We start from the raw sequence: 13715 nt of genomic DNA, 5'->3' as shown, positions 1-13715 counted from the left end.
AAATTATACTTAAGTTACACACTTATGATATTATTTCCTGGGAATAAGCGTTGGTGTCACACCACCATGCTCAGTTAACCTATCCCTAACCTTAACAGGCAATGGCATTGGAACAGCCAATCCCGTTACCAAGGCATCATCCTCATTAAGAACCCTTACCTCCCATAGGTCCTCATCAGAGATAAACTCCACAACATTTCTAACGTACTTAAGATCAATGGGATTAATAATCCTCTTAAAAACCTGTGTTAGACACTGACTTAGTACATCAGGGTGAACCTTAGAAGGCCTTTGACTAATTATGCAGAGCCCAACACCGAATTTTCGACCTTCTCTGGCGATCTTTATTAGCGTCGATGTACTAAGTGATGAGCTAACTGATGGAGCATAATTATGCGCTTCCTCAACGACGATAAGTATAGGCTTGTCCCTCCTCACTGTGGATGCCCTAAATATATCACTTAGTATTAAGGCCACAAGAGCCTGCTGATCCACTAGGTCTAAACCACTTAAGTCAAGTACGTGGATACCATACTCCATGAGATCCTTAATATCCAACAACCTTATTGGTTCATTTCCATAAAATTCGCCAGGTCTCGTTATAAAGAATGGCCTATTCTCCACTAGCATCCTGACCTTGGTTAGTAATGTGGATAATGCTAATTCATTACCATAACCCCTAACGACCTTACCACCGCTCTTCTCTAAGTCATTTATGAATTCCTCTATGCTCGTTAATTCATTATTCATACCCATGTACTGCCAAGCCTCCTCAAGAATCCTCCTTTGGGCATCCGTAAGTCCATAGTAATGATTTAGTAATCCTTCCATAAGCCTTAACGATAATGCCCTAGGATTAATACCAAACCTGGTATATCTCCTCTCAACACCAAACCTACTCCTGAAGTATTCATCAAGGCTTGCGGTATCAACCTTACCTGGCACATAAACCCGTACTAAACCTGATACGTACTTGGCGTCATCAGTGGTAAACTTAGGGACCTGCATTGCTGAGTATTCGCCATGTGGATCAATGATTATTATCGGTATTTCGGCCCTCAATGCTAATTCCTCAACTATAACACCCGCCAACCAAGACTTACCACCACCAGTGGCAGCAAGTATTGCGCAGTGATGAGAAACCAGCTTATTGGCATCTAGCTCTGCAGGTATTGATAGTGATCTAATATTACCGATCACCAACATAACACCATTATTATCAAGCCTCAGTAACCTACTTAATTCACCCTCAGCTGGTAAATGCACAAAATCCATAGGCTTAGGGGGCTTGAGCGGTTTAGAAAATCGTGCACCAACCCTATAACCAATAATTGATGCTCTGGCTAGTGTTGACTGCGCAATATACTGTATATCTACTCCATAATCCCTAAAGGTATTTATCACATCCTCACTACCCAGCTGGGCAATGACTCTATCATCCACCAGGTAATTATGCCTAATAACCCTTGTTACCCTGGCGAGTATTGGGCCATTAGTCCTATTTTCATAATTATCGAGGGTTACGAATGTGCCAACGTTTATTCGATCCTCCACATTATCAAATACCCTAAACCAAAATGATCTAGGGCTTTGCGCCTTAATTATAACACCAACCCTCACATCATTAATCGGGAATTACCTAGTTTTATTATTATTAAATAAAATAAGGAGTCGTGCATTGGTGTTAAATTAATTAAACAGAATCTCACCAATTACTTTAACATGGATTATGAAATAAAGTTTTTAACGCAACAGTTAATAATTACTAAACGTGACAATTAAGGATTATATAGTACTAATGAAGCCAAGAGTTATTTGGCTACTTATTCTCGCCGCTATAGCTGGGTACATATTCGCCGCGGCACCCAGTATTAATGCAATTTATGTAATAGAACTGGCGCTCATAGGGCTTCTGAGTACTGGTGGTTCTGCAGTATTTAACATGTATTATGAGAGAAATATTGATGCTGAGATGACCAGGACTAGGACTAGGCCAATACCTGCAGGCCGTGTGAGTCCAGGTAATGCATTAATCGAGTCATTGATCTTGTCTATTATTGGATTCATATTATCATATTTATGGCTTGGCTTGTTACCGACGATATTTGTGGTGCTTGGTTGGTTCTTCTATGCAGTAATCTATACAATACTCCTGAAATGCAGGAGTTGGAGTAATATCCTAATTGGTGGTGTGGCTGGTAATGCGGCATTACTGGCTGGGTGGACTGTGGCAAGGCCTTTGGACCTCGAGGCTATCCTATTATCCATGGCCATATACCTATGGATACCCGCACACATATGGAGCCTCGTGATTAGGGCTAAGGATGATTACTCAAGGACTTGCATCAAGATGCTGCCTCTTGAGATGAGTGAGGATAAGGCCATGATAATGGTGGCACTACTAAATGTACTCTCAAACATATACATGCTATTCCTCTACATACTCATACTCAAGAACTTCATTGGATTAGTGATACTAATCATTACAGCAGCCTGGAGCAGTTATTACAGTATTAAGGCCATAATTAAGCCCAGTAGGGAGGTATTCTGGCAAATGTTCAAGGCAAGCTCACCTGTACTAACGGTCTTCCTAATAATCGGCATGGCATTATCATTCATTAAATGAAGAACCTAGCCAAATCATTCCTAAACTCCCTAATGAGGCGACTATGATTAAGCCATACACTTCCCGCCAATAATGAAGCATTCACGTAATTAATTGCCTCATTAACGTCCGAAAACCCCCTTATATTAACCCCCATGCCATTCCTAACAGCCTCCCTTGCCTGCCAGATGCCCACAGGAACCTTATATTCTGGTGTTACCTCCCTAATTGCTATCACAGATGCTTGCCTACCAACCTTATTGAGATACTCAAGGACACCAAGCCTAATTGCGTAAAACGCACCACCCGTGTTTTCCGCATACCCCTTCATGCCCCTTGTCCTCTCGTAATCTGCGAATACCCTGGGCGAGTTACCGTCTCTATTCCATATCGAGCCGGGCATTTTCAATTCAATAAGTTCATACCTCCAGGGACCTGGTATGAGTATTACAAAATACCTATTTCCCATGTACTCCATTTTGTGAACCTCTACCTGCCCAACCTCATCATACTCAATAATCCTGTTCCTAAGGTAATCACCAATTATTGAATCAACAGCCGTTATAGACCACCTTGTCGGTACTAACCTCCTAAATCTCCTACTGCCTAACAATCCAATCGTAAACATGCGCTGTATACGGGATACAGGTATTGAGCCACGGTAAAGCTCAATAACGGCCGTCTCGGCATCCACATCATAGTCATTGATTAACCGCTCAACCACATTCTCGGCACTGACATTAGACGTTATCCTCAAATCCCTTAACTCACCAATATTACCAAGCGGTGCGTGATAATCATCAGCCAACGCCCTAAGCACCAATTTCCTCAACCTAACCTCAACATCAACTGAATTACGCCCAATACTTAATTCCTGAATCCTACTAATTATGGGATTATTAAGTGAATTAACTGAAGCCCTCGTCCTACTGAGTATTATCCTAGACCTTAACCGGACAATATCCCATTGGGTAAAGCCACGTTTAAACCACTCCTCTGGGTTATCAAGTATTGATGCGTCACTGCTACCGTCATTAACTAATGCACCAACATTAATGTATGGGTAATTCATAGAACCAATGAAATTTCCAGGTGGTGATAAACCACTGATTTCATTGCCCACACTACGCCAAAGCCTAAATTCTCTCCAGAATTCAGGCGATAATTCGCTAAATCTAACCATTGCCTATATTTAATAATCCTGGAAAATTAAATAGATTTGCTGTTAAATAAGGAATGCTGGGTGAAGAATTCATTTGAATACTTTTATAATCATTAACATTTATTTACATGCTAATTAATGCAATAATAAATAATGAATTTTTAAGTGTAAAAATAAGTGCATCAAATGCATCCATATGCTGATTTATATATTGTAATCAAGTGAATGAGAATGGTGATTGAGAATGGCAGGTCTCTTTACGGACCCACTGGACATCTGGCTAATGATACTTGGAATAACACTAATAACCGCAGCGTATGGCGTCTTCATGAACTTCATTAGGAGACCTAGAATAGCCGCTGATGGGTCTAGGGCAGAGACTGTGGAAAGAATTCAGGGAGTTACTGCCTGCATTAATATAAATAAGTGCCTAAGCATCTTTTTCATAAGTGTTGGGATCTACGCACTAATCACTGGTCTTTGGGCTTCAATGACTTGGCCGCTTCCAAGTTCGTACAACCTGGTCTTTTCCGACGCTTGGCCAATCTTTGGCTTAGTAACATTAATGCTTGGCTTAGCAATGTACATAGGTGCTGACTTAAGGTACCTAGCGCTACCCATAGCGTTATTTAGCATACCAGTTATTGTTTATGGTGTTGATATACTAGTACATGGGTTGACTACAGAGCCTTTATTTGCGAGTGCTATGTACCTGTTCCTGGGGATAGCGATGCTAATTAGCCCAGGCGCCATGTTGCCTAGGAATAATGCAGGTAGGTACGTTGGTGTCCTTGTCATGGTCTTACTAATCCTATCCGGTATCCTAGCATTCTTCATAGGTATAAGTGCCACATTTGAACACACATTGATCTGGGCTAAGTGGGCTCCTTGGTATGGCGTGTCAGGCTGATAATTAAATTCAATTCTGTTTCAAAATTAAAGTTTATTTTCCTTCCTTTTCTTAAAAACCTGGTGAAGATAAGGGCTGCTGCCTGATGAGTGATGATTGGGAAGAGCACTGAGTATTAGGTTATTACGCTTGCAGGTCTCATGCTTAAGTACTTAGGCATCGTAAGTGGTCTTCTCGGGTAACCCTTAATCTCCTCCTCAATCTTGCTGGTAAACTCGTCAATGCCCATCTCAATGGGCTTTTGCACACCCCTAACCCTAACGCTTAATTTACCAGTCTTAACTTCCCTATCGCCAATGACTACGATATAGGGCACCCAGAAGGTTTCCGCGTCCCTAACCCTCTTGGCTAGTGTCTCATCAAACCTGTCATCAATATCAACCCTGATCATCCTATCCTCAAGTCTTGAGACAATTTCGTTTGCAAAGGTCAAGTGCTCCTTGCTAATCGGTATTACTCTAACCTGTATTGGTGAAACCCACGTTGGTAATCTTGGGATCTCACCCTTAGACTCGGTTATTGCCGCCGTGTCAAGGAGCGCGTATATGTATCTCTCAACACTACCTATTATCGCCGTATGTATAATCACCGGGTACCTAATCTCCCCATTCTCATCCCTATACTTAATACCAAACCTCTGAGCGTTACCAACATCGAACTGGAACGTGGCTATCTCCCTAGGCCTCCTCAATTCATCAACTATGTGAAACTCAACATTGAGGACCCAGTAGTACTTCTGCTCTGGCATTATCCTGATGAGCATCGGCTTGCCCTCACGCTTAGCCAACTCGATTAGGTAATCCCTATGTTCATCGTAGAATTGCTTAGTGACGTTGTATAGGCTCACGTAGTCCCTACCCAACTTCCTAACCTCCCTAAATATTATCTCATGAAGCTTCAGGGCAACATCCATTGCGTTCTTTAGATCCTTCGTAAAAATGTGCAGGTCAGGCATGTAAAACCTCCTGAGCCTAAAGCATAGCACGGTCTCGCCAGGTTGCTCATACCTATAGCTATCAGCAACCTCAAGCATACCAATGGGAATATCCCTATAACTCAACACCCAGTCCTTAATCATTGCAAATTGCTGGAAGCAGGCGGCATACCTCATTATCAACTCGTCCTTATCGCCCTCAATCGTATACATCCTCTCATTGAACAACCTGGCATGCTCATCAATAGCTCTCTCACCACGCCTAAACATGTTAGTACCCCTGATCTTAAACACGGGTATGCCAAGTTCATTCGCTAATTTCCATGCATAGTCCTCAACGAGCTCCATCATTAATGTTGCTGCTGGTCCATACCTCATGTGACCCACATCACTCATGGATTCCCATTCAAAGCCGAATTTACGGCAGTAATCGATATACCTAGGTTCCTTACCACCCTCAAGCTCCATCTTCAGCACCTCCTTCTCAACCAAAGCCTTCAAGTCATCCTCACTAGGCTTGAATTGATATTTCATAGCGTCGTATTCCTCACCATTAGGAGTCAATATAACGTAGTAATCCTTACCCACAGCCTGTTGCTGAACTGTCTGTGCACTAATCATGCTAGGACTAAGCGACTTACTGAGCTCTGAGAGTGGATGCCCATAGCATTTAATGTCAAATGCCTTATAGTATCCAAATGGTGCTCTCATTACAGGAACTGGTGATCTCTCTCTCAATTTATTATAAACAGCCGATAAAACGCTTAATGCTTTACTTGGCCTTGCAAGGTTAGGGCTTAAGTGCGCGTACGGATATAGGACTAATTGTGACGCCTTAACCTCATTTAATACACTTAATATTTCATCAACGACGTAATTTATATAGCTGGGTTCCTCATTATCGTTATCCTCAACGCTCACAAAAACCACAAGCGCGTTCTTTGCGGCGCCCTTCTCAAGTTCTGGTGTTAATGGTTCAGGGTTTTCAACAGCCTTATCCCTAACCTGGTATGAAAAATCCTCTGCATGTATGAATAATAACCTCATTAATTACGACAGAAACAAACTAGTATTAATTTATTAATCTGACCTCCTCCCCGCCCTGAAGGGGACGAGGCTTGTCGTTCTTTTTGTCAGGGTTATTCCACTAATCTCTCCATTTAATCCTCGGCTTAAACAATGCCTCAATCCTCTTAATCCTATCAGTGTATGGCTTAAGGTCCTTAAGCATTGTAACAACTTCATCCTCCATTACCCTAGTAAGCCTATAAATACCGAGTTTGGGCAACACCCTTTTCTCTGGCTCGTAGAGCAAGTCCTCCTCAGGCTCAACCCTTGGATTAGGTAGATGCGTTATCTCCGGTTCATAACCAAGCACTTGCTTAGCGGCTCTCCTAACTAATTCGGCCATTTCATTCAGCGTCTTTATCTCCCTATAATGATGCACAGTCCTAAACTCACCAAGCTCCGGCGGATTCTCTATTAATGCCGCCAGCGCCGTTATTGTATCCTCAAGAGACGTGAAACCCTTCTTCTGTAAACCACTACCGTATATAGTCAATGGATGATTAACAACAGCCTCAGCACAGAACCTATTTATTACCGTACCCCACACATCATCAACATCAAACCTAGTGAATAACTCCTCCGAAATAATGTCAGTAGTCCTAGTCCCGTACACAGGACCCTGATGAAAATCAGTTATTGTTAAGCCCCACAATTTATTCGCGTATAGAAGCATGTATGAATCAAACACCTTACTCCAGTGGTACCAAGAGCCGGCCCACCTGGGCACGGTAATCCTATCCCTAACCCCCTGAATAATGGCATCAATAAAGGCATCCTCCGGTATCCTAAATGCTGGGTAGCCATACTCACCCAGGGTACCCATCTTCAATATGTGGATATCCCTCCTAACCTCCTTGACGGCGTATATCACATTTAGCGTTGACGTTAGGTTATTAATGATTGTGTACTTGGCATGATTAACATCAATCATTGAGTATGGCGCTGACCTCTGCTCAGCAAAGTGAACAATGGTGTCGGGTCTATACCTCTCAACGACCTTCCTTACCAAGTCATAATTAGCGACATCACCCTCAATAAACTCTAACCTGGCGCCAAAGATCTCCTCAATAGCCCTAATCCTATCCTGCATTGAGAGTATGGGTAATGCCGAGTCAGAGCCAACCTCATTCACGGCCCTTCTTGTATAGAAATTATCAACGCCAACAATCTCGTGTCCTTTCCTAATTAGCCTTAATGTCAATGCCCAGCCCAAATACCCATCAATACCAAGTATTAATACTCTCATTGTATTTCCTAAAGCATCGAAATTATGCAAAAATAAATTTATTACCCAAGCGATTAAGGAACCATAAATTAGGTGGCATAACTTTAAAAGGGGCAGACAATCTTCAAGAATCCAAATAGAATGCCAGGTGCAGTACCAGTACATGTTGGTGTTATACCAGATGGGAATAGGAGGTGGGCTAGGAAGGTTGGATTACCAATAACAGAGGCCTATAGAATTGGCTCAGATAAGGTTGAGGAGTTTCTAGATTGGTCTTTGGATTTTGGTATAAAGGTTGTTACAGTGTACGTATTATCCACCGAAAACTTCCTTAGAAGATCCAAGCTGGAACTTGATCTACTGTATAGTTTGTTAAAGGAGAAACTGATCAAGATTAGAAGAGATGTGAGGATTCATAGGAATAGGGTTAGGGTTAGGGTCATTGGTAGGACTTGGCTCTTACCTGAGGATGTACGTAGAGAAATAGAACTTACTGAGGAGACTACGGCAGATTACTCAGATCATTATTTAAACCTGGCGGTGGTTTATGGTGGTAGGCAGGAAATAATTGATGCAATGAAGAAATTGCTTATTGATTATAATAGTGGTAAAGTAAACATTAGTGACCTTGATGAAAATGCGTTATTTAAGTACCTATACGTGAATGATGAGCCCTACCCTGAACCAGACCTAGTAATTAGGACTGGAGGAGAACATAGGATAAGTAATTTCCTGCTATATGAAACTGCATACTCCGAACTCTACATCCTGAATAAATATTGGCCAGAAATAACCAGAGAGGATCTTAAGCAAGCAATTGACGAGTATGAAAGGAGAGAAAGGAGGTTTGGCAGGTAATTCTTACTTTAGTAATGATAGCACATTAACTACTGGTATCGCACCATCCCTGGTTATCATAAATGTATCCTCAACTTGAGCCACTAAGCCTTTACCATGCTCTATCAACACGGGGTAACCATAAATATGACCCTTTACGTATAACTCGTTTATTAAATCACCAACTTTATCGCCAAACCTAGGAACAAGCCACCTTGGGGTGAATGGCAACGGTCCAATCTCACTACTTATGTATGAGAGCACGTCATAGTGAGGATCTGTAGGGCTTGGGTTCTTAAGTAGGTGGTAAATCGTGACTTGCGGCCCATCATCTACATAACCAGCTCCATTCGTTGAGAAAGGCTCGACAGCATACACCTCACCCTCAACTATCTTCTGCTTATCACCATTATCATAATTGGGAATTGACTTACCAGCGTGAAGTACATATTTTCTTATTAAATGCCCACTTAGGTTCTTAATGGGCTTAAACCCGAAGGACCTTATAGCCCTCTCTATTTGCGCACCCACTGACGTTAATGTAACGCCAGGTTTCATGATTAATTGAGCAGCCTCTAGTGCTTTCATAGAGGACTTAACTAATTGATTATACATTGGATTAAATGTAACCGTAACCGCTGTGTCCACTATGTAGCCGTCGATATGCGCACCAAGGTCTATCTTAACAATGGCGCCCTTAGGTATTACTGATTTATCGCCTATAGTCGCTGTGTAGTGGGCAGCAACTTCATTAACACTTACATTAACAGGGAATGCTGGCTTTGCACCACTTTGCCTAATCCTATTCTCAACCCTCTCACATAGCTCAAGTATCGGCATTCCAGGTTCCACCATTGACATCGCATAATTAAGCGCATCCCTTGCAATAACACCAAGTCTCTCATAAATCCTCACTAGGTCCGAAGGCACGTAAGCTGATCACATAGACTCCTTTAAATAGCCTTGTCCTATTAGTAATTGTATTGAGTAGGATTAGTAATGTGTGAGATAGTGAGAGAAAATAATGATACTCAATCAAGGTAGTCTAACTATCCACAAAGGGAATCAGGTGAGAAGAGGAGTAAGGCCTGTACTTTGCTAGGAATAACCATAGGCGAAATCATTTTAACCTAGTTTAGTCATGAAGTACTTGGTGTCGTAATGGGAGCCTTAACAATTGTGGCTAAGTACCTAGTAGTCGCTAATGTGGAGGTTCAGGGAACTGTGGAGAAGTACGACATAATAGGCGCATTATTCAGCCAAACAGAGGGACTTTTAGGCAATGAACTTGATTTGAGGGAACTTCAAATGAATGGCAGGATTGGCAGGATAGAGGTTGAGACCGAGTATAAGGGTGATAAGACCATTGGTAAGGTCTACATACCATCGAACCTGGATAGGTATGAAACTGCCCTTGTGGCTGCAATGATAGAGACTGTGGATAAGGTAGGGCCTTACAACGCTAAGGTTCAGGTGGTTGAGATTAAGGATCTCAGGGAGGAGAAGAGGAAGAGGATCTTTGATAGGGCTAGGGAGTTGCTTAAGCTTGTTGAGCATGAGGCATTACCCGATACTAAGGAGTTGATTACGAAGTTTATGGAGAACATTAGGGAAACCGAGGTTATTGAGTATGGACCAGAAAAATTACCTGCAGGGTCTGAAGTGGATAAGGCTGATACAGTAATAATTGTTGAAGGTAGAGCAGACGTACTTAATCTAGTTAAGCATGGGTTTAAGAACGTAATAGGCCTTGGAGGATCAAGCGGTGGTGTTCCGAAAACCGTGATTGAATTAAGTAAGAAAAAGACCACAATCGCCTTTGTTGATGGAGATAGAGGTGGTGAAATGCTACTTAAGGAGTTGCTTAAGTATGCTGATATTGATTACATAGCTAAGGCGCCGCCTGGTAAGGAAGTTGAACAATTAACGGCTAAGGAAATAACAAAGGCACTTAGAAATAAGGTACCTGCTGAGGAGTACCTAGCGAGCCTTGAGAAGAAAGAAAGGAAGATGATTGAGGAAGCAAGACAAGCACAGACACAGCAGGAAATACCACAGGCACAGGCAATAGAAGTTCCAATTCAGGAACAACCGCAACAAACCGAGAAAGTTCAAGTAACACCACAGCCACAGCAGGTGCAAGCAGTAACTCCGGTACAAGCTACCACTCCACAACCAGCACCTCAGCCTCAGCAGGCAAGCCTTGAATTACCTCAATTGCCTCAGAATATTATTGATGAGATGAAGAAATTGAGCGGAACCCTAGAGGCAGTAATATATGATGACCACTGGACTGAGGTAAAGAGGATACCCGTGAGAGACCTTGTTGATACACTGCAGCAATTACCCAATGCATATGCCGTTGTGTTTGATGGCGTCTGCACACAACGCCTAGTGGATGTTGCATCAAGCAAAGGCGTCAAGTTACTAATTATGTCGAGAGTGGGCAACATAACGAAGGTACCCACTGACATGCTAATACTAACCATAGATGAGTACCTAAGTAAGGTAAATACTGAAACCAAGCAATGAGAACCTTAAGTAAAATAATCCTAGTTAAATATTTTCATAAGTTATGAGAAGTAGTCAAGTATTGATTTACCTGCCTTACCCTCCATAAGCTGTGACTCCTTAATCCCCAAAACCTCGAGTATCCTCATAGCGGCAGGAACTATCTGCTTCTCAACATAGTAATCAACATCAATCTCCCTAATATCCTTAACAAGTATGTATGGCTTAACCTTATAAGCCAACTTGGCGCCTCCACCCTTAACAACTACGTAACCAATCATGTCACCCTTACCAACCTTATAACCAGCCTCCACCAACTGCTTAGCCGCAGCAACATGCGGCGTCAAAACCTTATACTCATTCAACGACTTATCAAGTGTCTTCCAAATGATTACATCATCAATATCGAATTGATACGCCTTAACCTTATCAATTATGGACTTAACATAAGAAACCGCCTTACTAACATCACCCGTTGTTAGCACTATCTCGGCGACGCTTTCCTGAACATCCTTAGCAATCTCAGCCCAGTCGCCTCTAGCGGCCTCAAAACCAACAATGTCTATCTCACCATCGATTGTTAAACCAACATACCTCTTCTTAGCCTCCGTGAACAAAACCCTCCTATACACCTTATCAACCTTTACATCAAATCCAAGCTCATTATTTATGTAGTTAATTAATGCATCAACCTTATCACTGATATTCCTAACAAATAGGCTGTCAGTATCACCATAAATAATTGGAAGGCTCAGGGATTTAGCCTTCTCAATAACAGTCTTGAGCAAGTTTCTGCCCCATGCCGTGACAGCCTCGGCGACCTCACGCCTATACCACCTAGCCCCCAACCAACCACAGTATCCGTACATGGCATTAGCCATAACCTTAAGCGCCCTCTGTCTCTCGTTCAAAAGGGTCCACTCAGGACTATTCTCTGGATATTTCTTCATTAACTCCCTTACTTTACGTCTACTTTCAACTAACATCCTAAGTAAACCTGGATATAATCCCTCGGGTGACTTTCTAAACTTGTAATTAACCTCAGGCGCTACGTGGCAATCATCACAATCCCCAAGTACTAGCGTATCTGGTGAAACATTATACTTCATCATGATGCTCGGGTACATGCTTGAGAAGTCTATCACGGCAATGTCCTCATGAAGACCAGGCCTTGGCTCAAGCACGACAGCGCCCTTATAGGTCTCGTAGGGTCTCTCCTCACGATTAGGCGCTAACTCGCCTCTCTTAACAGCCTCATAAAATATCATCCACTCAACCCTAGCACCCACACTAGCCGCACCTACTTGATCCAGTGGAAGCCCTGATATTGAGGATAATTGAATAGCAAATGGAAGAAGTTTCTCAGCTAAGCCGTAAGTACTGACCACATCATCCCTGGCATACTTAAGTAGTTGATCACGCTTAGACTTATCATCCCAGTACTCATGTATTCTGTGGCCAGGTATTAAAACACGTTCATCCCTCTTCATTATTCCAAAAAACTCCGCAGCTCTATCAAGACTTTTCACCTTTATCTCACCAACCTCCTCAATGAAGTTATATAGGTCGACATTTGCTCTGCCAATTATTGACCAGTGGCCATAAACGCTGGGTTCAGGTGGATTACTCATCCTGGATAGGGCCAGCCTAACGCCGATTCTCGAGGATCTATTAACTAGGTAAGGCCAATCAAAACCATTATTATTATAACCAACCACAACATCAGGGTCGTACCTCTTAAAGTAATCTAGGAATTCCCTAATTATTTTAGCATCGTTCTTATCATCATTCACCACAAACATTTTAACACCATCCTCTTTGGTCATCGTTGATATTATTATCACGGGGTCCCTGTCAGGATTTGGCATACCCCTTGGGTTGTAAACCTCAATATCAAATGCAAGGATCTTGAAACTAGGTAATTTATGTTCTTCAATCATCCTAGGCCTTGTTTTAGCAAGACAAACCAGGTCAACCTGGTAATTACCCTTAGTTTCCTCACACTGATCAACAACAACCCAATTGCTCGGCTTAATACCCATATCCAGTAAGTACCTCTGTGAGAACCTAATGTCGGCCTCAAGTACATCCTCGACACCTGGAACCTCAGCAGCGAGTTCCCTAAGTTCCCTAACCTTCTCAGGAATTGTCGCAATTACCTTAATAGCATCAACCTCATTACTAAATAACCTACGCTTAACAATCTCCACATTCAATACCTTACCCTCCAACTTACGCTTAACGTTAGTGAATACATTATTGACATCGCCTGACGGTAATACATAGAAGTAAGGTCGAAAGGATCTATCAAGAACAAGAACCCTTTTATCATCGTTAGTAATACCAAATAATCTAAGCTCTGGTGCGTTACCGACAACACCATATGTTACGTCCAATAACCAGAATGTTAATTCCATTATTAAGTTAGTAAAGAACAAATATCTTAAACTTACTCTTCATGAA

General features: G+C 42.2%; 10 protein-coding genes. 4 read left to right on the top strand and 6 right to left on the bottom strand.

All coding sequences use genetic code 11. The annotated features are described in order from the left end of the window. Positions 1 to 30: 30 nt before the first annotated feature. A complete protein-coding gene (locus VMUT_RS09250; RefSeq protein WP_013605155.1) occupies positions 31 to 1620 on the bottom strand; it encodes an ATP-binding protein in 1590 nt (529 codons plus the stop codon). A gap of 151 nt (positions 1621 to 1771) precedes the next feature. Here VMUT_RS09250 and cyoE point away from each other — a divergent pair, with 151 nt between their 5' ends. Continuing rightward, positions 1772 to 2626, top strand: coding sequence for a heme o synthase (gene cyoE, locus VMUT_RS09245; RefSeq protein ID WP_013605154.1), 855 nt, complete (start codon positions 1772 to 1774; stop codon positions 2624 to 2626). Here cyoE and VMUT_RS09240 read toward each other — a convergent pair. After that, positions 2619 to 3788, bottom strand: a complete 1170-nt coding sequence (locus tag VMUT_RS09240) for an Nre C-terminal domain-containing protein (protein ID WP_013605153.1) — start codon at positions 3786 to 3788, stop codon at positions 2619 to 2621. The two genes, cyoE and VMUT_RS09240, sit on opposite strands and share 8 nt — an antisense overlap. 223 nt (positions 3789 to 4011) lie before the next feature. Between VMUT_RS09240 and VMUT_RS09235 the strand changes: the two genes are divergently transcribed. Further along, positions 4012 to 4677 carry a DUF981 family protein gene (locus VMUT_RS09235; protein WP_013605152.1) on the top strand — a complete coding sequence of 222 codons (666 nt, stop codon included), beginning with the start codon at positions 4012 to 4014 and terminating at the stop codon, positions 4675 to 4677. Between the two features lie 115 nt (positions 4678 to 4792). Here VMUT_RS09235 and VMUT_RS09230 read toward each other — a convergent pair whose 3' ends face one another. Both VMUT_RS09230 and agl3 read right to left on the bottom strand, forming a co-directional pair. Beyond that, a complete protein-coding gene (locus VMUT_RS09230) occupies positions 4793 to 6658 on the bottom strand; it encodes a threonine--tRNA ligase (RefSeq protein WP_013605151.1) in 1866 nt (621 codons plus the stop codon). 100 nt (positions 6659 to 6758) lie between these two features. Next, positions 6759 to 7925 carry a UDP-sulfoquinovose synthase gene (agl3, locus tag VMUT_RS09225; RefSeq protein ID WP_013605150.1) on the bottom strand — a complete coding sequence of 389 codons (1167 nt, stop codon included), beginning with the start codon at positions 7923 to 7925 and terminating at the stop codon, positions 6759 to 6761. Positions 7926 to 8045: 120 nt separating this feature from the next. Between agl3 and uppS the strand changes: the two genes are divergently transcribed. Then, positions 8046 to 8762 carry a polyprenyl diphosphate synthase gene (gene uppS, locus VMUT_RS09220; RefSeq protein ID WP_013605149.1) on the top strand — a complete coding sequence of 239 codons (717 nt, stop codon included), beginning with the start codon at positions 8046 to 8048 and terminating at the stop codon, positions 8760 to 8762. A gap of 3 nt (positions 8763 to 8765) precedes the next feature. Here uppS and map read toward each other — a convergent pair whose 3' ends face one another. Then, complete coding sequence (gene map, locus VMUT_RS09215; RefSeq protein ID WP_148224726.1) at positions 8766 to 9671, bottom strand: type II methionyl aminopeptidase; 906 nt, start codon at positions 9669 to 9671, stop codon at positions 8766 to 8768. A gap of 231 nt (positions 9672 to 9902) precedes the next feature. Between map and dnaG the strand changes: the two genes are divergently transcribed. After that, positions 9903 to 11273 carry a DNA primase DnaG gene (dnaG, locus tag VMUT_RS09210; RefSeq protein ID WP_013605147.1) on the top strand — a complete coding sequence of 457 codons (1371 nt, stop codon included), beginning with the start codon at positions 9903 to 9905 and terminating at the stop codon, positions 11271 to 11273. Between the two features lie 41 nt (positions 11274 to 11314). On the opposite strand, the gene VMUT_RS09205 is transcribed toward dnaG, so the two are convergent. Further along, positions 11315 to 13669 carry a DNA-directed DNA polymerase gene (locus VMUT_RS09205; RefSeq protein ID WP_013605146.1) on the bottom strand — a complete coding sequence of 785 codons (2355 nt, stop codon included), beginning with the start codon at positions 13667 to 13669 and terminating at the stop codon, positions 11315 to 11317. Between the last annotated feature and the right edge of the window lie 46 nt (positions 13670 to 13715).

This window comes from Vulcanisaeta moutnovskia 768-28 (assembly GCF_000190315.1).
Taxonomy (GTDB): domain Archaea; phylum Thermoproteota; class Thermoprotei; order Thermoproteales; family Thermocladiaceae; genus Vulcanisaeta; species Vulcanisaeta moutnovskia.
This window is presented reverse-complemented; position numbering and strand designations above follow the sequence as displayed.